This is a genomic window from Limnohabitans sp. 15K (assembly GCF_002778285.1).
Classification (GTDB): Bacteria; Pseudomonadota; Gammaproteobacteria; order Burkholderiales; family Burkholderiaceae_C; genus Limnohabitans_A.
In genome coordinates, this window is the sequence record NZ_NESM01000001.1 from 1584144 (window position 1) to 1610103 (window position 25960).

Here is a 25960-nt window from a genome sequence, read left to right on the forward strand (position 1 = left end):
CCTTCATAGATGGCAAAAGATTTGTCAACACCCAGGGCGACAGTCGGTCGATATTTTCATTGTAGACCCCGCATTCAACCCTCAAGGCCTGGGTAATGCCCTTCGCAAGTGAGTTGGCTTTTGACTTTTTCACACAAATGAAGGCCGTTAGGGTGGCCAATCAGCGCAAATGCTTCCAAGCTTTATGTTGCAAAGCCTCGGTCACGCGGGTTGAGCGAGAACCCGCCAGCACTTGGCATTGGGCTCCGGCTTGCAAAAAGCCGGTTTGCTCCACCGCCAGATAGAAGCCACAGCGACCACTTTGCACCATGTCTTTGGCTGCCAAAGCGTAGCCCATGACGGCGTTGAACTTGCCGCAAGGCTCGCGGGGTTGGGTGATTCGAAAAACGACATCGCCAAAATCAAGGCGATCACCAATGAACAAGTCTTGTTCGAGCAGGCCTTGCAAGCTCAGGTTTTCGCCCAAATAACCCGGCGTCAAAGTTTCTTCAAACATCGTGGCCCCGCGGGTTTGGCGCTGTGCTTGCCACCACGCCAGATGCTCCGACGGCAAGGCGTACACCGCTTTGCTGAGGCCACCATGCACCGACAAGTCGGCCTGCTCGTCCCCGGCCAAGCCCAGCACCCCGACCTCAATGGGGCCGGAGACGGTGGTTTTGCCAATGGCCGACACCAATTTGCGCCCGCCCACCATCAGGGGGCGAACTTGCCCAGTCTGGATGGCGAGCAGGGTGCCCGACAAACCGGACGGTGAATTCGGCTGAAAAGTGGGCTGCGGGCTGGGTTGCATGGGCCTTTCAGCCCCGCATCAAGGCTTCGATTTCGTCGGCCTTGACGGGCACGTCGCGTGTGATCAGCTCGCAGCTCGTGGCGGTCACGATGGCGTCGTCTTCGATGCGGATGCCGATGTTGTGGAACTGCTCTGGCACGCCCGGTGCAGGGCGCACATACAGGCCCGGCTCGATGGTCAGCACCATGCCCGGCTGCAGGATGCGGCTGGGGCGGTCCTTGATCAGTTCGCCGCTCAGCGGGTCTTTGCGCTCACTGACCTGGCCCACCTGCGAGGGCTCGACATAGCTGCCGCAATCGTGCACGTCCATGCCCAGCCAGTGGCCGGTGCGGTGCATGTAGAACTGGAAATAACTGCGGTTGGCGATCACGTCTTGTGCGTTGCCCACCTTCTTTTTGTCGAGCAGGCCCACGTCAAGCAGGCCCTGCGCCAGCACGGCCACCGTGGCCTCGTGCGGATCCACAAAACGAGCGCCCGCCTTGGTGGCGGCCACGGCGGCGTCTTGGGACGCAAGCACCAAGTCGTACAGCGCGCGTTGCGGTCCAGAGAATTTTCCGTTAGCGGGGAAGGTGCGGGTGATGTCGCTGGCGTATCCATCTAACTCGCAACCGGCGTCGATCAGCACCAGGTCGCCATCGCGGATTGGCCCCGCATCGGCGCGGTAATGCAGCACGCAAGCATTGGCCCCGCCCGCCACGATGGAGCCGTAAGCGGGGTACTGCGAGCCGTGCTGGCGGAACTCGTGCAGCAACTCGGCGTCCAGGTGGTATTCGCGCACCTCTTGCCCCGCACGCAGCATGGCTGCGCTGCACTGCATGGCGCGGATGTGGGCGCGGGCGCTGATGGTGCTGGCGCTGCGCATGATGTCCTGCTCGTGTGCGTCTTTGACCAGCCGCATCTCGTCGAGCAAGCTGCACAGATCGCGCTGCTGCTCGGGGCACAAAGCGCCGTAACGCACACGCGCGCGCACCGACTGCAGCCAGCCGTTCACCAGACTTTCGAGCCCGGTGTGGATGGCAAACGGGTACCAAACGGTGCTGCGGTTTTCCAGCAACTTGGGCATGTGCGCGGCCAACTCGCCGATCGGCAAAGCCCGGTTCACGCCCAATGCGGCAGGCGCGGCCTCAGGCCCCAAACGGATGCCGTCCCAAATTTCGCGCTCCAAGTCTTTCGCCTGGCAAAACAAGGTGCACTCGCCCTCGGCCGTGATCACCAAACTGGCATGCGGCTCGGTGAAGCCGGTCAGGTAATAGAAGTAACTGTCGTGCCGGTACAGGTAATCGCTGTCGCGGTTGCGCTGGCGCTCGGGCGCTGTGGGGATGATGGCGATACCGCCTGCACCCAATTGGGCAGCGAGGCGGGCACGGCGTTCGGCGTAGATCGTGTGAGAGGTCATTTGAACATTGTAGGAGCGGTGACGCTTGTGGGAGCAGCGCCCTCGCCGCGATAGGCCACCCATGCACTGCGAACCCCCGCCCCGGGGGCGGGGCTCCCACAAAATTTCCACCCCAGTGGATCAAGGGTGACGCTCAAATGTTCAGCTGCGCCAGCCGCTCAGGCGTGCCCACATCGGTCCATGGGCCCTTGTAGACCTCGCCCGTCACTTGCCCTCGGTCCATCGCGGCACGAAGCAAGGGCGCCAGCGCCAGCGCAACGCCTTGGGGGTTGCCGGGAGGCAGGCCACCGTCTGCAAAGAAGGCTTTTTTGTACAACGCGATGGTGCTGAAGGTGTGATCGCGACCTGCCGCCCCTTTGGCCAGGTTCAGCACCAGGCCTTCGGGAGACAAGCCAAAGTCACCGCCCACATTGTGCGCAGGGTTGGGCACCAACCACACATGGGCCAAGGCATCGCTGGCGGCAAATCGCTGAACAGCCTCTGGCGCGAACACAAAATCCGGCGCAAACACATCGCCTGCCACCACCCAAAACACATCCGCCAGCTGGGGCAGGGCGCGGACGATGCCGCCTGCCGTCTCCAGCGCCTGGCCAAAGTCCTGACCTTCGTGGGAGTAGGTGAGTTGCACCTCGGGCAAGCCGGGCCAGGTCACGCGCTCACCAAAATGCGCCGGGATTTGCTCGCCCAGCCAGGCGATGTTGATCAATTGACGCACAAAGCCACCCTGGGCCAAAGCCTGCATGGGCCACTGAATGAGCGGCTGGCCACGCACGCGCAGCAGCGGCTTGGGTGTTGCGTCGGTCAAGGGGCGCATGCGCTCACCGCGCCCGGCGGCAAGGACCATGGCTTGGGCATGAGCCCCTCCGCGCGGGGGCACTTGTGAAGAAGTTGAAATCGACATCGTTCGATGTTGCCATGCTTTGAGGCGCTCACGGGACAGGACAAGCCCAAAGAGCAGGCCTAAACTCTTTCCAGCACTTTTACACACCGGACCCCCATGACACGCCCCCTGCCCGCCGTCATCACCGCTGCACAAAACGCCTCGCAACGCATGGCCGACCGCCACACCCCTTTTGTCATGAACGATTGGTACGTGGCCGCCCTTGGCGAGGAAATCAAAGACCAGCTGCTCGCCCGCACCCTGTTGGGCCGCCGCCTGGTTTTTTACAGAACCAGCACGGGCCAAGTGGTGGCACTGGAAGACCGCTGCCCACACCGCTCCATGCCGCTGTCAGCCGGCACGCTGACACAAGACACCATCGTGTGTGGTTACCACGGCCTGCGTTTCAACACCGAGGGCGACTGCATCGAGGTGCCCTCTCAAGCCAACTGCCCCAAAAACGTGGGCATCAAGGCTTACCGAACCCACGAGCGCGGGGCGGTGGTCTGGATCTGGATGGGCGAAGCAGAAGAAGCGGACCTGTCCAAACTGCCGCCACAAGAGTGGATGGAAAGCCCGGAGTGGGAACGCTCACAAGGCTATTTGAGTTTGCAAGCCAGTTATGTGCGCTTGCACGAAAACCTGCTGGACCTGACGCATTTGAGTTTTTTGCACGCCAAAAGTTTCGGCACCCCCGATTACGCCAAAGCAGCTTTTGAAAGTGTCATCGGCGATGGCCAATTTGCCTTGCTGCGCAACGTGGTGCCCACCACCTTGCCGCCAGTGTGGGCCATTCCCACAGGTTTGACCGGACAGGGCCAGGCCGCCCGCATCGTGCGCTCCGAATTTCGCAGCCTGGGGCTGCACGAGGTGTCGGTGACTTTCTACGATTGCCACCTCCCAGAAAATGGGCCGGAAAACAAGCGGCCCGAGTTTCGCATCCGCACCGCGCACATGCCCACCCCCGAAACCGCCACCAGCACGCATTACTTCATCGTGCATGGACGCGACTTTGCATTGAACGACGCGGCCACCACCCGCTTCATGCACGATCAGTTGTTTGTGGCTTTTCAAGAAGACGTGGACGGCTTGGCGCTGCAAGAACTGGCTCTGGCCAGCACCCCCCCTGAAGATTTGTACGAATTTTCAGTGGCGGCCGATGCCCCTTCTGTGGCCATGCGCCGTTACGTGCTGACGCGGCAACGCCAAGAAACGCAGGGCTGAAGCAGGCTTTGCTCCCTGCGATCGCAGCGCCTTGCCGTGCAGCGGACAACCGCTAAAATCACGGGTTTTCCCGAATTCATCACCGGAGTTGCTCCTTCATGGCCAATACACAGCAAATGGCGAACGCCATCCGCGCCCTCGCAATGGACGCCGTTCAACAAGCCAACTCCGGTCACCCCGGCGCGCCCATGGGCATGGCCGACATGGCCGTGGCGCTGTGGGGCGATCACTTGCAACACAACCCGAGCAACCCACATTGGGCCAATCGCGACCGCTTTGTGCTGTCCAACGGCCACGGCTCCATGCTGATTTATTCGGTGCTGCACCTGACCGGCTACAAGCTTCCGATCGATGAGCTCAAGAAATTCCGTACCTTGCACAGCAAAACTGCTGGCCACCCCGAAGTTGGCGTGACGCCCGGCGTGGAAACCACCACCGGCCCACTGGGCCAAGGCATCACCAACGCCGTGGGCATGGCGCTGGCCGAAAAAATGCTGGCCGCAGAGTTCAACCAAGCTGGCCACGCCATCGTCAACCACCACACCTATGTGTTCCTGGGTGACGGTTGCCTGATGGAAGGCATCAGCCACGAAGCCGTGGCCCTGGCCGGCGCCTGGAAGCTGAACAAGCTGATCGCCCTGTACGACGACAACGGCATCTCGATCGACGGCCAAGTGGCTCCTTGGTTCATCGACAACACGCCTCAGCGCTTTGCCGCCTGCGGCTGGAACGTGATCGACGCCGTGGACGGCCACGACGCAGCGGCCGTGTCCAAGGCCATCGCCGCCGCCAAACACAGCGCCGACAAGCCTACGTTGATCGTCTGCAAGACCGCCATCGGCAAGGGCTCGCCCAACCGTGCAGGCACCTCCAAAGCCCACGGCGAGCCACTGGGCGCTGAAGAAATCAAACTCACCCGCGAAGCCCTGGGCTGGACGGCCGAGCCCTTCAAAATCCCCAAAGAGGTCTATGCCGACTGGGACGCCAAGGCCGCTGGCAAAGCCCGCGAAGCCGAGTGGAACACCGCCTTTGCCGCTTACAAAGCCGCCTTCCCCGCACAAGCCAAAGAGTTTGTGCGCCGCATGAAGGGCGACTTGCCCAAGAACTTCAACCAGGTGGCGTTTGACGCCGTGGTCGCCGCCCACACCAAGGGCGAGACCGTGGCCAGCCGCAAGGCCAGCCAACTGGCCCTGGAAGCCTTCACCGCTGCACTGCCCGAAATGCTGGGCGGCTCGGCCGACCTGACCGGCTCCAACCTGACCAACACCAAGAGCACCCCCGCCTTCCGCGTGGACCTGGCCGGTGACGTGGTCAAGACTGCTGAAGGTCAGATTGGCCGCCACATCAACTACGGCGTGCGCGAATTCGGCATGGCTGCCATCATGAACGGCGTGGCCCTGCACGGTGGCTACATCCCCTACGGCGGTACTTTCCTGACATTCAGCGATTACTCACGCAACGCCATCCGCATGGCCGCGCTGATGAAGCAACGCGTGATCCACGTCTTCACCCACGACTCCATCGGTCTGGGCGAAGACGGCCCGACCCACCAGTCGATTGAGCACGCTGCCAGCCTGCGCCTGATCCCTGGCTTGGACGTGTGGCGTCCGGCAGACACGGCTGAAACCACCGTGGCTTGGGCTGTGGCCCTGCAAAACGCGAACCGCCCCTCGGCTCTGCTGCTGTCACGTCAAAACCTGACCTACTCGCCCAAGAGCGATCTGGGCGACATCAGCCGCGGCGCTTATGTGCTGGCAGAGCCCAGCGAAGTCGGCATCAAGAAGACCCACGGCGTGATCATCGCCACCGGCTCTGAAGTGCAACTGGCCATGGCTGCGCAAAAGCTGCTGGCCGAACGCAAAATTGGTGTGCGCGTGGTCTCCATGCCCAGCACCAATGTGTTTGACCGCCAAGACAGCGAATACAAACAAAGCGTGCTGCCTGCGGGCATCCCCCGCGTGGCGGTCGAGATGGGTTCTACCGACGGCTGGTGGAAATACGGCTGCGCCGCCGTGGTCGGCATCGACACCTATGGCGAGTCGGCGCCAGCGCCTGTGCTCTTCAAACACTTCGGCTTCACCGCCGAAAACGTGGCCGACACCGTCCACGCCGCGCTGCTCAAGGCCTAAAAGGCCACTGACCGGGACTGAACGCGGGTGTCAGCGCTGAAAAGGGCTGACACCGGGTTCAGGGATCAGGCCCATGAAAGGGTTCTGGTTTCCAATCCGGTTACGTAACTGTTTCGTAATTTTTTCCCGAGGCTCTCACCATGACCATCAAGCTGGGTATCAACGGATTCGGCCGCATCGGCCGTCTGGCGCTGCGCGCTGCGCTCAAACACGGCTACACCGACATCCAGATCGTCGGCATCAACGACCCCAAGCCCGCCGACTACTTGGCGTACATGCTCAAGTACGACAGCGTGCACGGCCGCTTTGATGGCACCGTGGACTTCACCGAAGACAGCCTGATCGTCAACGGCAAAAAAATCAAACTCTCGCATGAGCGTGACGCGCATAACCTGCGCTGGGGCCAGATGGGCGTGGACATCGTGCTCGAATGCACGGGCCACTACCTGACCGAACCGACCAGCCAGATGCACATCGCTGCGGGTGCCAAAAAGGTCGTGATCTCGGCCCCGTCCAAAGACAGCATCCCCATGTTTGTCTATGGCGTGAACCACAAAAAGTATGCGGGCGAAGCCATCGTCTCGAACGCCAGCTGCACCACCAACTGCTTGGCCCCTGTGGTGAAAGTGCTCAACGACAAATGGGGCATCAAGCGCGGCCTGATGACCACGGTGCACGCTGCTACTGCGAGCCAGATGACCGTAGACGGTTCGTCCCGCAAAGACTGGCGCGGTGGCCGAGGCATCCTCGAAAACATCATCCCCAGCAGCACGGGCGCAGCCAAGGCCGTGGGCGTGGTGATCCCCGAGATCAAGGGCAAGATCACCGGCATGGCCTTCCGTGTGCCCACGTCGGACGTGTCGGTCATTGACCTGACCGTAGAGCTGAACAGCGACGCCAGCTACGCCGAGATCTGCGCAGAAATGAAAGCGCAAAGCGAAGGCGCCCTCAAAGGCGTGCTGGGCTACACCGACGAAAAAGTCGTCTCCACCGACTTCCGCGGCGAATCCTGCGCCAGCGTGTTCGACGCGACAGCGGGCATTGCTCTGGACAAGAGCTTCGTCAAGATCGTGGCTTGGTACGACAACGAATGGGGTTACGCCAAGCAGTGCCTGGAGATGGTGCGGGTGGTGGCCAAGAAGAAGTGAGCTGCCTCTGATGGGGTGTCAGGTGCCTGCGGCAGACGCAGATGCCGGTGCCCCGCCAGGGCTCAGAGGCGCTTCGCTTTGCCACATCGCCCCGACGGGGCACCGGCATCTGGGTCATGGTGGTCTTGCTGAAAGCGCCTTCGGGCGCTTTTTTCATGGGCGATGGCTACGTATGCAATCCGCCGCCTTCTCCGCGATCATGATGGTCGGCGCGTTGGTGTTGCCGCTCACGATGCGCGGCATGACAGAGGCATCGACCACCCGCAGGCCCGGCACGCCGTGCACGCGCAGCTGCGCATCCACCACCGCCATGTTGTCTTGGCCCATGCGGCAGGTGCCCACCGGGTGGTAGACCGTGTCGGCGTTTTGGCGAACCCAGTGGTCGAGTTGTTCATCGGTGCGGGCATCGGCAGATGCTGCCCATTCCTTGCCATACGCGGCCAAAGCGGGCTGGGCCAGAATTTTTTGGGCTTGGCGAACCCCGTCGCGCAAGCGCTGCAGGTCACGCGGATCGCTCAAAAACTGCGGGTCAATCAGCGGTGCGCTGTTGGGGTTGCGGTCGGCCAGATGCACACGGCCTCGGCTGTCCGGTTGCAACAAGCACACATGCAAAGAGTAGCCATGCCCCAGCGTGAGTTGACGGCCATGGTCCACCAGTTTGGCCACCACAAAGTGCAGTTGTATGTCCGGGTGCGCCTCGTCAGGACGGCTTTTGTAAAACGCACCGCCCTCGGCGAAGTTGGTGGTCAGGCGCCCCTTTCGGTGTTTGTGCCATGCCCACAAGGCTTGCAAGGTGTGCCATGTGCCTTTGGGTGACACGCCGATCAAATCGGTCTGCCCCGGCGCATCGGCCACCAGCACCGCGTCCGGATGGTCGTGCAGGTTTTCGCCCACCCCGGGCAAGTCGCGGAGCACCTCGATGCCCAGGCTTTGCAAATGCGCAGCAGGCCCAATGCCTGAGCGCATCAGGATGGCGGGCGACTGGAAAGCGCCTGCACTCAAAATGATTTCTCGCCGGGCAGTCACGGTCTGTGCCTGGCCACCCTGCAAGGTGTGAACCTGCCGCGCCACGCCATCCACCAAACCAATGCGGTCCACGGTGACGCCGGTCATGACGTGCAAGTTGGGCCGGCCCAACTTGGGCGTGAGGTAGCCCTTGGCCGCGCTGAAACGCTCGCCTGCCTTTTGCGTGACCTGGTACAGGCCTACACCTTCTTGTGTGGGGCCATTGAAGTCGGTGGTGTGCGCCAAACCGGCTTGCACACCCGCCTCGACAAAACGCTTGGCAAATGCATTGGGGCTTTGCAGGTCGGCCACGTTCAAAGGGCCGTTTTGGCCATGCCATTCGTTGTGGATGCGCTCGTTGTGCTCGGCCTTCAGAAAATAAGGCAAGACCTCGTCCCATGACCATCCCGTACAACCCTGCTCGGCCCAATGGTCGTAATCGGCCTTTTGGCCACGGATATAGGCCATCGCATTGGTTGAGCTGGAGCCCCCCAGAGTGCGGCCACGCGGCTGAAAGCCGATACGGCCGTTCAAGCCGGGCTGCGGCACGGTGTTCAAGCCTTGCGAGACGATTTCAGTGCGCGCCATGAGCGCAATGCCCGCAGGGCAATGGATCAAGGCGCTGGTGTCTGGCGGCCCAGCCTCGATCAGGGCGACCTGCACGGCAGGGTCTTCGCTCAAACGGGCGGCCAGCACACAACCGGCCGAGCCACCGCCCACGATCACATAGTCAAATTCCATGAGTACCTCGCCAAAAAACTGGTGTGACCAATATACGGCCTGGGGCAGGTCTGTACCTGTCTTGCGTGCGTCAAGCAAGGCGGCACCCGAACCCTCACAATGAAACAAATTTTGGGGGAACACCATGTTGTCTGTCATTGAAGTTTTTGACACGGAATGCCTGAGCAGGTTGAAGCCATGAGCAAGCCATCGGTCGTACGCCAAGAGGATTGGCACGACAAGCGCTGGTTGTGGTTGTTCAGCCCCGCGATCCCACTGGCCTTCACAAGCTCATTGCTCGCCTTCGTCCTGAGTGGCCAGTGGTGGTGCATGCTTTTGGCACCCTTGGTCATTCACCTTTTCTTACCGCTGCTCGACCGCATCTTTGGCGAAGACTTCAGCAACCCACCCGAATCGGCGGTGGCACAGCTCGATCAGGATTTGTTCTACCGCGCTTTGGTGTGGGCCTATGTCCCTTTACAGATGATCGGCACGGTGATGGGCGCTTGGATCGCGGCCACTCAAGCACTGCCTTGGTTTGGCTACATCGCCTTGGTGTTGACGGTGGGCGCAATCAATGGCATCGGCATTGGCACCGCGCATGAACTGGGCCACAAAAAAGAAGCCTTGGACCGGTGGCTGTCCAAAATCGCTTTGGCGCCCAGTGCGTATGGCCACTTTTTTGTGGAGCACAACCGGGGGCATCACAAACGCGTGGCCACCCCAGAAGACCCGGCGAGCGCACGCATGGGAGAAAGCTTTTGGGCCTTTTTGCCGCGCTCGGTCTGGGGCAGTCTGCAGTCGGCTTGGGCACTGGAACAAGAGCGCCTGAACAAACAAGGCCTGAGCGTTTGGCACCTCCAAAACCACAACCTGCAGGCTTGGAGCTTGACCCTGGTGCTGTTTGGCGTGCTGGTCGCTTGGCTGGGTTGGACTGTCTTACCGTTTTTGGTTTTACAGAGTGTGTACGCCGCCTCGATGCTGGAGGTGGTGAACTACGTGGAGCACTACGGTTTGCTGCGCCAGCGGGATGCGTCTGGGCGCTATGTGCGTTGCGAGCCCGAGCATTCGTGGAACAGCAACCACTTGGTGGGCAACCTGCTGCTCTATCACCTGCAAAGGCATTCCGACCACCACGCCCACCCCAGTCGGCGCTACCAAGCACTGCGGCATTTCGCCACCGCACCGCAATTGCCCGCAGGTTACGCCACCATGATCACGGTGGCTTATCTGCCGCCTCTGTGGTTTGCGTGGATGGACCCGCGTGTGATGGCGCACTATGGCTCAGACTTGGGTTTGGTCAACCTGCAAGCGACGGCCAAGGCCAAACTGGCACAACGTTGGGGTTGAGCGCTGTGCCGAGAGGTCACTTTTCCACAAACGCCAACACCGCCTCCAGCATCTTGCGCACATGCGGCTGCACACCCGCAGCCACTTCAGGCAAGTAATCAAACGGCCAGCTTTCTTGCATGTAGCTGCATTGCGTCATCTCGAGCTGGACCGCGTGGATGCCTTGCGCCGGGTTGCCGTATTGGCGGGTGATGTGCCCACCCTTGAAGCGGCCGTTGAGCACGGCGGTGTAGCCTAGAGCGGCTTGGCCAATGGCCAGCAGTTGTTCGGCCAGCGCCGGGTTGCAGCTGGCACCGTTGGCGGTGCCCAGGTTCAGATCGGTCAAGCGACCTTCAAAAAATCGCGGCAATACCGAGCGGATGGAGTGCGCGTCCCACAAGGCGGCCACGCCGTGCTGGGCCTTGATGCGGGCCAGCTCTTGCGCGAGTTGCGCATGGTAAGGCTGCCAGATGGCCTCGCGGCGCTCGGCAATTTCGGACTCGCCCGGCACATCGGCCGGGTCACGGTAGAGCGGCTGATCGTCGAACAAGTCCACCGGGCACAGGCCCGTCACGCTTTGCCCGGGGTACAGGCTGGCTCCGTCCGGTGGGCGGTTCAAGTCGATGACAAAGCGCGAATGCGTGGCCACCAGCACCGAGGCGCCCAGAGCATCGGCAAAGTCGTACAGGCGCTCCAGATGCCAGTCGGTGTCGGGCACGCGCTGGGCTTCGTCGGTGAGGCGTGCAGCCAGTGCAGGCGGCACATGCGTGCCCACATGCGGCATGGAAATCAGCAACGGGCGTGTGCCTTGGCGAAAGCGAAAAGCAGGTTCGGTGGTTTCAAAAGTCATGGCGTGTTTTCAAGAAGTTGTCGACGTGCGGCCACCAAGCCGCTCAGGGCTGCGTCGTGCAAAACATGGTGGCCCGACTGGACCTGCACACGGCCTGCCACCCACACCTGTTGCAAGGCCGACTGGCGGTGGCTGGCAAACACATGGGCCGACAGCATGGCCTCGGGCGTAGGCAGGTCGCGCAGCAGTGGGTGCTGTGCATCCAGCACCACCATGTCGGCCTGCTGACCCACAGCCAAGCCGGCGACTGGACGCGCACTGGCTTGAGCGCCACCGGCCACCGCTTGCAAGGTCATGGATGTGGCCACCGAAGGCTGCGCGGCACTGGCCAGCACATTGCGCTGGCGCGTGGCCAGGCGCTGGCTGTATTCGAGCAGCATCAGCTCTTCGGCAGCGTTCACGCAGGCGTGGCTGTCCGAGCCCACACCCCAACGGCCGTTGGCTTGCAACCAAGTGGGGGCATCAAAAATGCCATCGCCCAAATTGGCTTCGGTGCTGGGGCACAGGCCCGCCACAGCGCCCGTGCGGGCGGCGCGGGTGCTTTCCTCGGCGCTCATGTGGGTGGCGTGCACCAAGCACCAACGCGCATCGACCGGGGCGTGCTCAAGCAGCCACTGCACCGGGCGCTGCCCGCTCCAGGCCAGGCAGGCATCGACCTCGGCGGTTTGCTCGGCAATGTGGATGTGCACCGGGGCCGTGACGTCCAGGGCGTGCAAACCGGCCAGGGCCTCGCGCAAGCTGTCGGGCGGCACGGCGCGCAAAGAGTGCGGCGCCAAGCCCAGGCGAGCGCCTTGCGCCTCACACAAGGGTTTGAGCTTTTGCAGCAAGGCCAGCATGTTGTCGGTGGAGCGGATGAAGCGCCGCTGGCCAACGCTGGGCGGTGTGCCGCCAAAGCCGCTGGTTTGGTAGAGCACGGGCAGGAGCGTCAGGCCCATGCCTGCGCGTGCCGCCGCTCGCAACAGGCACATCGACAAGTTGGCGTCATCTGCATAAGGGCGGCCCTCTGGGTCGTGGTGCACGTAATGGAATTCGCACACGCTGGTGTAACCGGCCTCCAGCATCTCCACATACAGGCCCGTGGCAATGGCTTCCAGTTGTTCGGGCGTGATGGCCGCTGCAAAGCCGTACATCAGGCTGCGCCAGCTCCAGAAACTGTCTTGGGCAGCCCCCCGGTATTCGGTCAAGCCGCCAAACGCCCGTTGAAACGCGTGTGAATGCAAATTGGGCATGCCTGGTACCACGGGGCCAGTGGCGCGTGTTACGCCTTCAGGGCAAGTGGCCTGCGCTTTCACACCCGTGATCAAGCCTTGGTCGTTCCACGACAACAGCACATCGCGCGCCCAACCCGTGGGCAGCAAGGCGTGTTCGGCAAACAGGCTGCGCGGCTTCATGGGGCGCTCCGCTGCACGCGCATGCCGTCGACCGCCAAGCGGCCCTGGCGCACGACGCGGCACGCCGGACGCTGGCCCAGCCAATAGGCCAGTTCTGCCACATCGCCCAAAGGCCAGAGCACGAAGTTGGCGGGGCAGCCGACCGCGATGCGGCCATGCGTGGCCTGGAGGCCCAGTGCCTGCGCGGCGTGGCGGGTCACGCCCGCCAGCGCTTCGGGCACCGTCAAACGAAACAAGGTGCACGCCATGTTGAGCATCAACAGCAAACTCAAAGCAGGCGAGGTACCCGGGTTGTGGTCGGTGGACACGGCCATGGGCACACCCGCTGCGCGGAGGCCGGCAATGGGCGGCATATGCGTGTCGCGCAGGGTGAAGTAAGCGCCAGGCAAGAGCACCGCCACCGTGTCCGCTTGCCGCATGGCGGCAATGCCTTCGGCGCTCAGATGTTCGATGTGGTCGCACGACAGCGCGCCGAAACGCGCCGCCAGCGCCGAGCCGCCCATGTCCGACAGCTGCTCGGCATGCAGCTTGACCGGCAAGCCCAGCGCTTGCGCGGCTTGGAAGACTTGCTCGGTTTGCGCCAGCGTGAAGCCAATGGTTTCGCAGAACACATCCACCGCGTCGACCAAGCCGTCGGCAGCGAGTGCAGGCATCATCTTTTCACACACCAGCTGGATGTAATCGTCGCTGCGCCCAGCGTATTCGGGCGGCAGCGCATGCGCCCCCAAAAACGTGGTGCGAACCGTGACGCCAAACACCTCGCCCAGACGCCGGGCCACGCGCAACTGTTTGCGCTCGTGTTCCAAGCTCAGGCCATAGCCCGATTTGATCTCGATGGCACACACGCCTTCGGCCAGCAAAGCCTGCAAACGCGGCACAGCCGCGTCGAACAATTCATCTTCGCTGGCCTCGCGTGTGGCCTTGACGCTCGACACAATGCCGCCCCCGGCACGCGCCACCTCTTCGTAGCTGGCTCCGGCCAAGCGCATGGCGAATTCGTTGGCACGCTGCCCGCCGTACACCAAGTGCGTGTGGCAGTCGACCAAACCGGGCGTGACCAAGGCGCCATGACCGTCGTGTTGGGGCAATTGCCGATAAGCGTCTGGCACATCTGCGTGCGCGCCCACCCAGGCGATGGCCCCTTGTGCAACCACGATGGCCGCGTCGGTCACGGCTGGCGTACCTGCACCCAAAGCCTCGGGTGCCAAGTGCAGGTGGTGCCAAATGCCGTCGGCGCTGGGCCATGAATCAGGGGACAGTGAAGCGTTCATGATCAGTGAAATTGAAGTGTCAATGCGAGCAGCGCGGCATCGGGGCTTTGCGGGCGCAGTCGCCATGCCAAAGACGCATCAGACCACCACAGGCCTTGCTGCGGCACGAGCGTCTGCGTGCTTGCGCCTTCCAGCAACCAATGCCCTTGCACCGCCAACAACAAGCCCTGCGACGCAGCTGGCCCATCGCAGGCACTGCGCACCAGCTGCAGAGAAGCACTGCAAACAGCGCGTCGGGTCATGACGTTGAAATCGTGACAGTCGCCCGCCAGCAGACGGGCATTGATGGGCGCCTCGCCCGCAAACGCAAACGGGGCCAGCGGGGTGTCCAGGCGGTGCTGCACATCGCCACCCTCGCTTTGCAAATGTACACCCCCGCCACTCAACAAAGTGATGACCCTGTCAACGCCCGGAAAAGCCGAAAACGGCCCGTCACTGGCAATGTGCGCAATGCTCACACGCCAATCAAAATCGGTCATGCCTGCGCCATGGGGCTGGCAGACGATCTCGCGCGTCACACCGCCGCCGTTCTTCCAGGGCGTGGCCGGTAAATCATCCACATCGAATCGGTGCAGTGCCATGGGCATTCAAAAAGGTGGCTGGTCATGGGCCAGCCCCTTGCAGGCGTCAGACCCGATGCACATCACTTGATCATGGGCAGCTTCAGCCCTTGCTTTTTGGCCGTGGCCACAGCCAGCTCGTAGCCGGCATCGGCGTGGCGCATCACGCCCGAGCCGCTGTCGTTGACCAGCACGCGCGCCAAGCGCTCGGCCGCGGCGTCGGTGCCGTCGGCCACGATGACCATACCCGAGTGCTGCGAATAACCCATGCCCACGCCGCCGCCATGGTGCAGACTGACCCAGCTGGCGCCGCCTGCGGTGTTGAGCAGTGCGTTCAGCAGCGGCCAGTCGCTCACGGCGTCGGTGCCGTCTTTCATGGCTTCGGTCTCGCGGTTCGGGCTGGCCACCGAGCCGGTGTCCAAGTGGTCGCGCCCGATCACGATGGGGGCTTTGAGCTCGCCTGTGCGCACCATCTCATTGAAGGCGAGCCCAGCCAGGTGCCGCTCACCCAAGCCCAGCCAGCAAATGCGTGCGGGCAGGCCCTGAAAGCTGATGCGCTCACGCGCCATGTCCAGCCAGCGGTGGGTGTGCGCGTTGTTCGGAAACAGTTCCTTGATCTTGGCATCGGTTTTGTAGATGTCTTCGGGGTCGCCCGACAAGGCCACCCAACGGAACGGACCCTTGCCTTCGCAGAACATGGGGCGGATGTAGGCGGGCACAAAGCCAGGGAAATCAAAGGCGTTTTTCACGCCATGGTCAAAAGCCACCTGACGGATGTTGTTGCCGTAATCCACCGTGGGGATGCCCAGGGCCTGGAAGTCCAGCATGGCTTGCACCTGGGTGGCGCAGCCTTGCGAAGCGGCTTGCTTCAGGCGGGCGTGCTGCGTTGGGTCGAGCTGTGCGTCTTTCCATTGCGCCACAGTCCAGCCTGGTGGCAGGTAGCCGTTGATCAGGTCGTGCGCCGAAGTTTGGTCGGTCACCAGGTCGGGGCGCATGCCACCGGCTTGGGCGCGGCGCACCAGCTCGGGCAAGATCTCCGCCGCGTTGCCCAGCAGGGCAATCGAGATCGCCTCTTTGGCGGCGGTATGGTGTTTGATCAATGCGAGTGCGTCGTCGAGGTCTTTGGCCTGCTTGTCCACATAGCGGGTGCGCAAACGGAAGTCGATGCTGCTTTGCTGGCATTCGATGTTGAGCGAGCAAGCCCCCGCCAAAGTGGCTGCCAAAGGCTGCGCACCGCCCATGCCACCCAGGCCCGCAGTGAGAATCCAGCGGCCTGTCCAATCGTTGTTGTAGTGCTGGCGGCCAGCCTCGACGAAGGTCTCAAAAGTGCCTTGCACGATGCCTTGGGTGCCGATGTAAATCCAAGAGCCTGCGGTCATCTGCCCATACATGAACAAGCCCTTGCGGTCGAGTTCATGGAAGTGCTCCCAGTTGGCCCACTTGGGCACGAGGTTGGAGTTGGCGATCAGCACGCGCGGCGCATTGGCGTGCGTCTTGAACACGCCCACAGGCTTGCCCGACTGGATCAGCAAGGACTCGTCTTCGTTCAGGTCTTTGAGCGAGGCCAGGATCTGGTCAAAGCAGGCCCAGTCGCGCGCAGCGCGGCCAATGCCGCCGTACACCACCAGGCTTTGCGGGTTCTCGGCCACTTCGGGGTCGAGGTTGTTCTGGACCATGCGGTAAGCCGCTTCGGTGACCCAGTTTTTGCAGGTCAATTCGCTGCCACGGGGGGCACGCACCACACGGGTCGTGTCAAGGCGGGGATCGGTGAGAGAAGACATGGTGAACTCCTAGAAAGGGGCAACAATTCGGTCAGGTAGAAATCGGGTTGCCGCTGGATTGGTAGCGGCTGCCCAAACGGTATCGGCTGGCGGGGTGCAAGCACCGCACCAGGGTCACGGGCGTGCCTTGCGTCCAGGTGCGGCGCGTGAGCAACAAGCAGGGCTCGGCCGCGTCCATCTGCAGGCGCTGCGCCTGTTCGGCCGTAGGCAAGACGGCATCGACCACATGCTCGATTTCGTCAAAGGGCACGGTGCGCAGCAAAAACTCGGACGGCTGCTGCGCGCTGAAGTCTTGCTGCGCAAAGTCGGGCACCACCTGCGGGTTGACAAAACGGTCTTCAAGCTGGATGGGCACGCCGTCTTCCAGGTGCACGCACACCGAATGGAACACCGATTCGCCCGTGCGCACATTCAAAGCCGCTGCCACTTCGAGGGTGGCTGCGACACGTTCGACCACCAGCATTTCGCAGGCATAGTCGTGGCCGCGTTGGCGAATCTCGCTGGCCAGGTTGACGATTTGCAGCAAAGTGGATTGCGGTTTTTTTTCGGCCACAAAACTGCCCACACCTGCCACGCGCACGATGCGCCCTTGAGCGACAAGTTCTCGCAGCGCCCGGTTGACGGTCATGCGCGAGATGCCAAACTGCGCCACCAGTTCGTGCTCAGACGGCAGGCGGTCACCTGCGCGCAGCGTGCCATCCTGGATCTGGCGAGCAATGTGGTCTTTGATCTGCTGGAACAAGGCCACGGGCTCACCCGCCACGGGGCGTGGCGCATGAACAGCGCGATTGCGTGGGGCAAGCAGGCGGGTCATGGCAGCGTGTTCAGAGTTGGCAAAGTCAGGCAATCAATGCACATCGGTGGCCATGGACTCGGCGCGGATCTCTTCGGTCAATCGCGCTTTGAGGGCCATGAACTCCGGCGATGTCTTGATCGTGTAATGCCGAGGGTGCGGAAAATCCACCGCCAACTCGGTCTTGATGCGACCGGGCCGCGCGCTGAACACCGCCACGCGGTTGGCCATGAAGATGGCTTCATCGATGTCGTGCGTGACGAACAGCACGGTTTTTTGGGCGGATTCCCAAATGCCCAAGAGCAGCTCTTGCATCAGCACCCGGGTCTGGTTGTCCAGGGCACCAAAGGGCTCGTCGAGCAACAAAATTTTGGGGTCGTTGGCCAAGGCGCGTGCAATCGCGGTGCGCTGCTGCATACCGCCCGACAGCTGCTTGGGAAAGTGCTGCTCAAAACCGCGCAAGCCGACTTTGGCAATGAAGTAATCGGCCCGCTCTTTTTGGTCGCGCTCGGGCATGCCGCGCTCGCGCAGGCCAAAGCGGATGTTTTGCTCAATGGTGAGCCACGGAAACAGCGTGTAGCTCTGAAACACCATGCCCCGGTCGGCGCCCGGACCTTGCACCGATTGGCCATCCAGCAGCACCTGGCCGGTGGTGGGCTGGTCCAGCCCCGCCACGATGCGCAGCAAGGTGGATTTGCCACAACCCGAGGGGCCGAGGATGGTGACGAAATCGTTTTCGCGCACTTCAAAATCCACGGGCGTGAGGGCCTGCGTGGCCAAGCCTTGGGGCGAGGTGAAGACGCGTGAGACGCCTTGAATGGACAGTTGGCTGCTCACAGTGAACTCCAGGCAAACAAACGGCGATTGAGCGCCTTGAAGGCGAAGTCAGACACCAGGCCAATGAGGCCGATGACGATGATGCCGAAGATGATTTGGCCGGTGTTCAAGAGCGCCTGGCTGTCGGTGATCATGTGACCAATGCCCGAAGATGAACCAATCAGCTCGGCGACGATCACATAGGTCCAGGCCCAGCCCAAGACCAAGCGCAAGATCTCGGCGATCTCAGGCGCTGCGCCGGGGATCAAGACGCGCTTGACAATGCCCGCCGGATTGGCACCCAAGGTGTAGGCGGCTTCGACCAAGTCGCGCCGCGCCGCGCCCACACACACCGCCACCATCAACACGATCTGGAACACCGAGCCGATGAAAATCACCAGCACTTTTTGCAGCTCGCCAATACCCGCCCACAAAATCAGCAGAGGAATGAAGGCTGAGGCAGGCAGGTAACGGCAAAAGGACACGAAGGGTTCGAGGAAAGCCTCGACCCCTTTGTGCGCGCCCATGGCAATGCCCAGGGGCACGGCGATCAAGGTGGCCAAAATGAAACCGGCCAGAACGCGCCAAATCGTCATGCCAATGTCGAACATGAAATTGAATTGGGTGAACAAGAGGATGGCCTCTTGCACCATGGTCACCGGGCTGGCCAAAAAGGTGGGCGAGACATAGCCGCCCAGCGTGAAGAACGCCCAGACGGCAAAGAACAAAATGAAAAACCCAATGCCCAACACCCAGCGGGCTTGGCCGCTCACCGGCTCCAAAGGAGCCAGTGCGCGGCGAGCGCGCCGCACGGCGTTCGCAGGGGCCGAAGCCGTGTGTGCGTTCGTCATCGTTTTACTTGATGAAGCTGGTGTCAAACATGGACACGAACTCGGTTGGTGCCTTGCGGATCACACCGGCTTCGAGCAAGATGGCCGCGGCGTCTTTCATGAAGCTTTGCAGCTCGCCCGCAAAGAACTTCTGGTTGGCCGCTTTGTCTTGCCAGCGCAGGAAGGCCGATGACTTGGCAAAGGCCTCGCCGGTTTGTTTGACGGCTGCGCCCATGATCTCGTTGGACTTGGTCGGGTCGGTCTTGATCATCTCTAAAGCGTCAAAGTAGGCATTGGCCAATGACTGCGCGGCCTTGGGATTGGCCTTGAGCCACTCGGGCGCGCAACCCACGGTGTCCATGACCATGGGGTAGTCGAGCGTGGTCGCCAAAATTTTGCCGGCCTGCGGGTTGCTGCGCACGGTGGACAGGTAGGGCTCATACGTCATGGCCGCATCGTTTTGACCCGCTACAAAAGCTTGGGCGGCGGCTTGTGGCGACATCGTGGTGAGCTTGACGTCTTTCAGGCTCATGCCGTTTTTGCTCAACATCCAGGCCAAGCCAAAGAAGGGCGCAGTGCCAGGGGCGTCCACGCCAATGGTCTTGCCCTTGAGATCGGCAAAGTTGTTGATGTTGCCGCGCACCGCGATGCCGTCAGCGCCATACGACTTGTCCATCTGGAAAATCTGCACGATGGGCACACCATTGGTGTTCCAGGCCACATGAGTTTCCACCGTGGTGGCAGCGCACTGAATGGCCTTGGAAGCCAAGGCCAGGTGGCGGTCTTTCTGGGGAATCATTTTCAGTTCCACATCCAACCCGTGTTTCTTGAACAAGCCGGCTTTGTCTGCCAACGTGAGCGGCGCGAAACCGGTCCATCCGGACATGCCCAAAGCGATCTTGACCTCCTGGGCTTGCGTTTGAAAGGCCAAAGTGGCCGCGGTCGCACCGGCCAAGAGCAGCGAGGCGAATTTAACTTTTGATTTACGCATGAAGAAACTCCTTTTTGTTGATCAAGTCCACTTTGAATGGCCGGGAGTGCCACAGACAAGCGGGGAAAAAAGCCACCACAAACAGCCGCTCAACTTGTATAGACAGGATGGGGCCAAAAGAAAAGGCTGTTCGCGTTCAGGAAACAACATCTCTCCCAACATCCGCACCAGCTAAGTGCATGATCACGCCCTTAGCCCCAAAAGGCATCGGGAATTGCACCATCTTGCTGTCTATACAAATAGATGTTAGGAAAGACCTTTTGACTTTGCAAGGCGCGTGCCAACCATGCCCCACCGCCACACGGCACGATGCCCACTTTGACAAAACTCTCGTCAAAGCTGGCTTTGTCCAATGCGATGCGAATGTTGCGTACAGGGGCCATTCAAACTTCAGTGTGCTGGTTCCATAAGTGAAACGGCCATTGGGTTTTCCCTAGCCCAATTAGGGCATCGTGGGCCGCATGATTTAGGCAGAGCAGTTCAACGGACGCCCAACATGACCACACCTTCTTCTTCATCCGCCGCCCAGCCCCCCATCTGCAGCACCATGATGCAGATGCCCCTGTCGCTGAACCACTTGCTCGAACGGGCGGGCACTTTGTTTGCCAGCAACGAGATCGTCTCGCGCCTGCCCGACAAGTCGCTGGTGCGGCACAGCTACGGCGCGTTTTACCAACGCACGCGCCAACTGGCGCAGGCCCTGCAAAACCTGGGCTTGCAAAAAGGTGAACGTGTCGCAACCCTGTGTTGGAACCACCACGCGCACCTGGAGTGCTATTTCGGCATCCCGGCCGCAGGTGGGGTGATGCACACGCTCAACCTGCGCCTGTCACCCGAAGAGATCGCCTGGATTGCCAACGACGCACAAGACAAGGTGCTGATCATTGACGACGTGTTGCTGCCGCTGTACCAGCAGTTTGCGCACCTGTACCACTTTGAAAAGGTGATCGTGTTCCCGTTTTCCGGTGCTGCTGTGCCCGCGCCCTTCACCGACTACGAGCAGCTGCTGGCCAGCACCGACACACAGGGTTTTCAATACGCTCCGCATGCCGAAGACGACGCCGTGTCCATGTGCTACACCTCGGGCACCACGGGCCGTCCCAAAGGCGTGGTGTATTCGCACCGCTCCACGATCTTGCACACGCTGGTGGGTTGCTTGGGCGACTTTTGGGGCTTGAAAGGCAGCGATGTGATCTTGCCCGTCACGCCCATGTTCCACGCCAACAGCTGGGGCATTCCTTATGGGGCGGTGATGATGGGCGTGAAGCTCGTGTTTCCCGGGCCGCACCTGCATCCAGAGGATTTGCTGGACCTGATGACGGCCGAGCCCCCCACGCTGTCGCTGGGCGTGCCCACCATCTGGATGGGCTTGATCCAGGCTTTCGAAGCCGCACAAACCACCCAACCCGGCCGCTGGAAACTGCCCGCAGGCATGCGCTCTTTGGTGGGCGGTGCGGCGGTGCCAGAAGCGCTAATCCGCGCCTTTGACCGGCACGGCATCTGGATTTTGCAAGGCTGGGGCATGACCGAAACCTCGCCTTTGTGCACCGTGTCTTACCCCAAGTCAGAGCTGAAAGACGCGCCTATGGACGAGCGTTACCGCCGCGCGGCCATGGCGGGCGTACCCGTGCCCTTGACCGAACTGCGCATCCGAGGCGAGGACGGACTCGATGCCCCTTGGGACGGGCAGCATGTGGGCGAAATCCAGGTTCGCGGGCCCTTCATCACCGGCAGCTACCACCAGGTGCCGGTCAGCGAAGACAAGTTCAGTGCCGACGGCTGGCTGCGCACCGGCGATGTGGCCAGCGTGGACGCCTTGGGATTTGTGCGCATCACCGACCGCACCAAAGACCTGATCAAGTCCGGCGGCGAGTGGATCAGCTCAGTCGATCTGGAAAACGCCTTGATGGCCCACCTCGACGTGGCCGAAGCGGCCGTGATCGCCATCCCCGACCCCAAGTGGAGCGAGCGGCCGCTGGCTTGCATCGTGCTCAAACCTGGTCGAGCGCAAGGTCAGGCGCCCCGGCCCGAAGACTTTGCCGCGCACTTGCTGCAGCACGGCTTTGCCAAGTGGCAGGTGCCTGACCGCTACGAGTTCATCGACGCCGTGCCGCGCACCTCCACCGGCAAGTTCTACAAGCTCAAACTGCGCGAGCGTTTTCCCGCCTGAGGCGACTGGCCACCGTCTGCACAGCTCTGCTGCCAGTAGGCTCTGCGGGCATGGGGTTAAGGGGCACGGCCCACAATGGGAATGCGCTGTATGAGCGCACCTTTTTTTTCAAGGGGATGACCATGCGCCACCCATTTGCCACGGCTTTGTTGGCCAGCCTGTTGTCTTGCAGCCTGGCCTGGGCGCAGACTGCCGGGCAGTCCGACTCGGCGAAAGACAGCCCCCAAGTCACACCGCAAGTCACCACACAAGAGGTGTCTCAAGCCTTGCCGCCCGAGCCGCTGCGGCGGGTCCTGCAATCGGTGGTGACGGTGCAAAGCCGCAGCGACGCGCAAGCCAGCACCAGCCGCACCCTGGGCCAGCGCCGCGAAGGCTCGGGGGTGGTCATTGGCCCCGACCTGGTGCTGACCATCGGCTATCTGCTGCTCGAAGCCGAAAGCGTGGACCTGATCGACCACCAAGGCCGACGCATTCCTGGCCAAGTGCGGGCTGTGGACAACCTGACTGGCCTGGGCCTGATCCGCACCTTGATCTCCTTGCGCCTGGATGCCGTGCCACTGGGCGACTCGGACAGCCTGCCCACACCCGGCAAACTCTGGACACTGGGCCAAAACGAGACCGCCCCCACCGCGCTGGAGCTGGTCTCCAGAAAGGTTTTTGCAGGCAGCTGGGAATACCTGTTGGAAGCGCCCTTGATGACGATACCTGCCGTGAACAACTGGAGTGGCTCGGGGCTGTTTGACGCCCAGGGCCAGCTGGTGGGCATCGGCTCCTTGTTGGTGCAAGACGTTTACGGCGACCAAGTCCCGCTGCCGGGCAATTTGTTTGTGCCCGTGAACCTGCTCAAAGACCCTCTGCCCGACTTGGTGCGCACTGGCAGACGAACTGGCCCGGCCACGCCTTGGCTGGGCATCACCAGCCAGCGCTTGCCCAGCGGCGGCTTGGCCGTATTGCGTGTATCGCCGGACAGCCCCGCAGCGCAGGCAGGCATCGCCGTGGGCGACACCTTGCTGGCCCTGCAAGGACAAACGCTACAAGACCTGCCTGACTTTTACCGCCGCCTGCGGGCCTTGGGGCCAGCCGGCAGCCGCTTGACCCTCACGGTGCGCAGCAAGGACCAAAGCCGCGAGGTGGAGTTGCTCAGCACCGACCGAGCAACGGCACTGAAACGGCCCAGCGGGATTTGACCTGTTGATCTATTCTTTTCAAAACTTGATCCAAAACCGTTCAATGAATTTACAGGAGCTCACCCCTTGGACGATCGGGGTGGAATACGCCGATTGAGCCGCAGATCGGTAGTTAAACCGCGTAACCCGGCGAGACCTTGTCGGCCAGTCGCAGCATGGCAGGCCATTCTTTCCACCCCAGCGGGCTTCGTCCCTGGGGATATTCCCGAAGCGCCGCCTTGTTGAAGCCCAATCGGCTGATTTGCTCGGCCACGCCGTCTGGCGGAAAGTTCAGCTCTTGGCCGCAGGCCATGGCGTCCAGCTGAGCTTGGCAAGCTTTTTCAAGGTGCCACATGCTGCTGAAGGCTTCGGCCACGGTATAGCCCACGACCAGCGTGCCATGGTTGCGCAAGATCATGACCATTTTGTCGCCCAAGTCACTGGCCAGCCGTTGACGTTCGTCCAGCTGCACAGCCAAGCCTTCGGACTCGTGATAGGCCACTTTGCCGTGGAACATCATGGCGTGCTGGCTCAATGGCAGCAGGCCGCACTTGAGCATGGAAATGGCCATGCCCGCACGGGTGTGCAGGTGCAACACACAATGGGCATCGTCGCGTGCCGTGTGGATGGCGCTGTGGATCACAAAACCTGCGCGGTGCACGTCGTGAGGGCTGTCGCCCACTTTTTGACCGTCGCTGTCAATCTTGACCAAACTGGAAGCGGTGATCTCGTCAAAAGACCAACCGAAAGGGTTGATCAGGTAATGGTCGGTACCAGGCACTCGCAAGGAGATGTGGGTGTAGATCAGATCCGTCCAACCATGGTGGGCCACCAAACGGTAACAAGCTGCCAAATCCAGGCGCGCTTGCCACTCTGCAGGCGTCATCAGTGCAGAAGGACTGTCGGAGTTCGCAGTGGGGGTGTTCATGGGTCGTTCACTTCAGTGAGGGTTTGTGGCTGATCAATGCGGCCGCCAAGGGGCGGATTTAACTCTATCAGGACCTCACAGAAACCGTGCGCTGCAGGTGACGGCGTTTCTGGACCCGTCCAAAGAAAAGCCGCCAAGCCCTGTCAGGGCTGGCGGCTTTGCAACCAACAGGCGTCAGTTACTTGGCAGCTGGCATGGCTTTTTTGGCGGCATCGGCATGGGTATGTGCATGGGTCAGGTGCTCATGGGCCACTGCGACATGCGCATGTGCGCCCGTGTGGTCGTTGGCGCTGATCAGTTTGGCCACTTCTTTGTGTGCTTTGGCGGCCAACTCCAGATGTTCAGCGGCTTTGCTGTGGTGCTGCTCGGGCTTGAGCAGGGTGGGTGCAGATGTAGGTGTCACGGGTGTTTTGGATTCGAGTGTCATGGGAAGAACTTTCAAAAAATGGTGAATACGCCGAGGTGTGAACCATGTGCACCTGATTCACCCAACCATTTTTGAGCGCCCATGCGCCGCCGTCTGTTGGCCTGCACACGGATGAGCGTTGCGACGTGATCTTAAAAACCCAAAAGTTACTAAACCAGAACAAACCGAGGGACAGGCCGCGCGTTGTAACAAAGTTTCACAAACTCGCATAGGATGGTTACATCGCTCGCCCACCTCTATAAAGGGAAAGGGTGAATCTAGACTTCCAATGAAAGTGAAACTCCCATGACCACCAAGATCGGCATCAACGGCTTTGGCCGTATTGGACGCATGGTGCTGCGTGCAGCAGTGCAAAATTTCAAGGACATCGAGGTCGTGGGCATCAACGACTTGCTGGAGCCCGAATACCTGGCCTACATGCTGGAGTACGACAGCGTACATGGGCGCTTTCAGGGCACCTTGTCGGTGGAAGGGTCCACGTTGATCGTGAACGGCCAACGCATCCGTTTGACGCAAGAACGCGACCCGGCCAAGCTGAAGTGGAACGAGGTGGGCGCGGAAGTGGTGATCGAGTCCACAGGCCTGTTCCTCGACAAGGACAGTGCGGGCAAACACCTGAGCGCGGGCGCTAGGAAAGTGGTGATGTCCGCACCGTCCAAAGACGACACACCCATGTTTGTCTATGGCGTGAACCATGCGTCCTACGCGGGTCAGGCCATCATCAGCAACGCCAGCTGCACGACCAACGCACTGGCCCCCATCACCAAAGTGCTGAACGACAAATGGGGCATCAGGCGCGGCCTGATGACCACCGTGCACGCTACCACCGCCACCCAAAAAACCGTGGATGGCCCCAGCAACAAGGACTGGCGCGGCGGGCGCGGCATTCTGGAAAACATCATCCCCAGCAGCACGGGCGCGGCCAAGGCGGTGGGTGTTGTGATTCCTGAGATCCAAGGTCGGCTCACGGGCGTGGCGGTGCGTGTGCCCACCAGCGATGTGTCACTGGTCGATTTGACGGCCGAGCTGAACACCCCGGCCACCTATGCAGAGATTTGTGCCGAAATGAAAGCGCAAAGCCAAGGCGCACTGAAAGGCGTGTTGGGTTACACCGAAGCCAAGGTGGTGTCGACCGATTTCCGGGGCGAGGTGTGTACCAGCGTGTTCGACGCCGAAGCGGGCATGGCGCTCGACAGCACCTTCGTCAAGGTGATGGCCTGGTACGACAACGAGTGGGGCTACTCGAACAAGTGCCTGGAGATGGCGCGGGTGGTGGGCAAGGCTTAAGCCCACGGTTTACTGCTTCAGGGTGTCGATCCAAGGCACCCGTGCATGCATGACAATTGGCAGACCACGCCCATGCTT

General features: G+C 61.6%; 22 protein-coding genes and 1 pseudogene. 7 read left to right on the forward strand and 16 right to left on the reverse strand.

Annotated features, from left to right (window positions below; genetic code table 11):
- Positions 1-160: 160 nt before the first annotated feature.
- The 3 genes from B9Z40_RS07515 to B9Z40_RS07525 all read right to left on the reverse strand — a co-directional run bounded on the left by B9Z40_RS07515 (position 161) and on the right by B9Z40_RS07525 (position 3030).
- Positions 161-790, reverse strand: coding sequence for an MOSC domain-containing protein (locus B9Z40_RS07515; RefSeq protein WP_100172589.1), 630 nt, complete (start codon positions 788-790; stop codon positions 161-163).
- Positions 791-797: 7 nt separating this feature from the next.
- Positions 798-2186 carry an aminopeptidase P N-terminal domain-containing protein gene (locus tag B9Z40_RS07520; RefSeq protein WP_100172590.1) on the reverse strand — a complete coding sequence of 463 codons (1389 nt, stop codon included), beginning with the start codon at positions 2184-2186 and terminating at the stop codon, positions 798-800.
- A gap of 133 nt (positions 2187-2319) precedes the next feature.
- Positions 2320-3030 (reverse strand): nucleotidyltransferase family protein, encoded by a 711-nt coding sequence (locus B9Z40_RS07525; protein ID WP_100172984.1) that lies wholly within the window; start codon positions 3028-3030, stop codon positions 2320-2322.
- A gap of 153 nt (positions 3031-3183) precedes the next feature.
- Here B9Z40_RS07525 and B9Z40_RS07530 point away from each other — a divergent pair, with 153 nt between their 5' ends.
- The 3 genes from B9Z40_RS07530 to gap (B9Z40_RS07540) all read left to right on the forward strand — a co-directional run bounded on the left by B9Z40_RS07530 (position 3184) and on the right by gap (B9Z40_RS07540) (position 7567).
- Positions 3184-4290, forward strand: coding sequence for an aromatic ring-hydroxylating dioxygenase subunit alpha (locus B9Z40_RS07530; RefSeq protein WP_100172591.1), 1107 nt, complete (start codon positions 3184-3186; stop codon positions 4288-4290).
- Between the two features lie 98 nt (positions 4291-4388).
- On the forward strand, positions 4389-6419 hold the full coding sequence (tkt, locus tag B9Z40_RS07535) for a transketolase (RefSeq protein ID WP_100172592.1): 2031 nt from the start codon (positions 4389-4391) through the stop codon (positions 6417-6419).
- 140 nt (positions 6420-6559) lie between these two features.
- On the forward strand, positions 6560-7567 hold the full coding sequence (gene gap, locus B9Z40_RS07540) for a type I glyceraldehyde-3-phosphate dehydrogenase (RefSeq protein ID WP_100172593.1): 1008 nt from the start codon (positions 6560-6562) through the stop codon (positions 7565-7567).
- Between the two features lie 153 nt (positions 7568-7720).
- Here gap (B9Z40_RS07540) and B9Z40_RS07545 read toward each other — a convergent pair whose 3' ends face one another.
- On the reverse strand, positions 7721-9313 hold the full coding sequence (locus tag B9Z40_RS07545; protein ID WP_100172985.1) for a GMC family oxidoreductase: 1593 nt from the start codon (positions 9311-9313) through the stop codon (positions 7721-7723).
- Between the two features lie 177 nt (positions 9314-9490).
- Between B9Z40_RS07545 and B9Z40_RS07550 the strand changes: the two genes are divergently transcribed.
- Positions 9491-10642: an alkane 1-monooxygenase gene (locus B9Z40_RS07550; RefSeq protein WP_100172986.1), complete on the forward strand. Its 1152-nt coding sequence runs from the start codon at positions 9491-9493 to the stop codon at positions 10640-10642.
- 16 nt (positions 10643-10658) lie between these two features.
- On the opposite strand, the gene hutG is transcribed toward B9Z40_RS07550, so the two are convergent.
- The 10 genes and pseudogenes from hutG to B9Z40_RS17430 all read right to left on the reverse strand — a co-directional run.
- The gene (gene hutG / locus B9Z40_RS07555) at positions 10659-11471 is read right to left on the reverse strand and encodes an N-formylglutamate deformylase (RefSeq protein ID WP_100172594.1); all 813 of its coding nucleotides are present in this window, start codon (positions 11469-11471) and stop codon (positions 10659-10661) included.
- Positions 11468-12862, reverse strand: coding sequence for a formimidoylglutamate deiminase (locus tag B9Z40_RS07560; RefSeq protein ID WP_100172595.1), 1395 nt, complete (start codon positions 12860-12862; stop codon positions 11468-11470). The genes hutG and B9Z40_RS07560 overlap by 4 nt, the downstream gene beginning before the upstream one ends.
- Positions 12859-14133, reverse strand: a complete 1275-nt coding sequence (gene hutI / locus B9Z40_RS07565; RefSeq protein ID WP_100172596.1) for an imidazolonepropionase — start codon at positions 14131-14133, stop codon at positions 12859-12861. The genes B9Z40_RS07560 and hutI overlap by 4 nt, the downstream gene beginning before the upstream one ends.
- Positions 14134-14135: 2 nt before the next feature.
- A complete protein-coding gene (locus tag B9Z40_RS07570; RefSeq protein ID WP_100172987.1) occupies positions 14136-14714 on the reverse strand; it encodes a HutD family protein in 579 nt (192 codons plus the stop codon).
- Positions 14715-14776: 62 nt separating this feature from the next.
- Positions 14777-16474, reverse strand: coding sequence for a urocanate hydratase (gene hutU, locus B9Z40_RS07575; RefSeq protein WP_100172597.1), 1698 nt, complete (start codon positions 16472-16474; stop codon positions 14777-14779).
- Between the two features lie 31 nt (positions 16475-16505).
- Positions 16506-17288, reverse strand: a complete 783-nt coding sequence (hutC, locus tag B9Z40_RS07580; RefSeq protein ID WP_100172988.1) for a histidine utilization repressor — start codon at positions 17286-17288, stop codon at positions 16506-16508.
- A gap of 33 nt (positions 17289-17321) precedes the next feature.
- A complete protein-coding gene (locus B9Z40_RS07585) occupies positions 17322-18104 on the reverse strand; it encodes an ABC transporter ATP-binding protein (RefSeq protein WP_199172504.1) in 783 nt (260 codons plus the stop codon).
- Positions 18101-18934: an ABC transporter permease gene (locus B9Z40_RS07590; protein ID WP_100172599.1), complete on the reverse strand. Its 834-nt coding sequence runs from the start codon at positions 18932-18934 to the stop codon at positions 18101-18103. The genes B9Z40_RS07585 and B9Z40_RS07590 overlap by 4 nt, the downstream gene beginning before the upstream one ends.
- Before the next feature lie 4 nt (positions 18935-18938).
- A complete protein-coding gene (locus tag B9Z40_RS07595; RefSeq protein WP_100172600.1) occupies positions 18939-19904 on the reverse strand; it encodes an ABC transporter substrate-binding protein in 966 nt (321 codons plus the stop codon).
- A 281-nt stretch (positions 19905-20185) separates the two neighbouring features.
- Positions 20186-20272, reverse strand: a pseudogene (locus tag B9Z40_RS17430) (enoyl-CoA hydratase); the annotation flags it as partial.
- 128 nt (positions 20273-20400) lie between these two features.
- Here B9Z40_RS17430 and B9Z40_RS07605 point away from each other — a divergent pair.
- Positions 20401-22074 carry a long-chain fatty acid--CoA ligase gene (locus B9Z40_RS07605; RefSeq protein ID WP_100172602.1) on the forward strand — a complete coding sequence of 558 codons (1674 nt, stop codon included), beginning with the start codon at positions 20401-20403 and terminating at the stop codon, positions 22072-22074.
- 122 nt (positions 22075-22196) lie between these two features.
- Positions 22197-23261 carry a S1C family serine protease gene (locus tag B9Z40_RS07610; protein WP_158238067.1) on the forward strand — a complete coding sequence of 355 codons (1065 nt, stop codon included), beginning with the start codon at positions 22197-22199 and terminating at the stop codon, positions 23259-23261.
- 112 nt (positions 23262-23373) lie between these two features.
- On the opposite strand, the gene B9Z40_RS07615 is transcribed toward B9Z40_RS07610, so the two are convergent.
- Both B9Z40_RS07615 and B9Z40_RS07620 read right to left on the reverse strand, forming a co-directional pair.
- Positions 23374-24168, reverse strand: a complete 795-nt coding sequence (locus B9Z40_RS07615; protein WP_100172604.1) for a class II aldolase/adducin family protein — start codon at positions 24166-24168, stop codon at positions 23374-23376.
- A gap of 178 nt (positions 24169-24346) precedes the next feature.
- A complete protein-coding gene (locus B9Z40_RS07620; RefSeq protein WP_199172505.1) occupies positions 24347-24595 on the reverse strand; it encodes a hypothetical protein in 249 nt (82 codons plus the stop codon).
- A gap of 285 nt (positions 24596-24880) precedes the next feature.
- On the opposite strand from B9Z40_RS07620, the gene gap (B9Z40_RS07625) reads away from it, so the two are divergent.
- A complete protein-coding gene (gene gap, locus B9Z40_RS07625) occupies positions 24881-25882 on the forward strand; it encodes a type I glyceraldehyde-3-phosphate dehydrogenase (RefSeq protein ID WP_100172605.1) in 1002 nt (333 codons plus the stop codon).
- Positions 25883-25960: the final 78 nt, after the last annotated feature.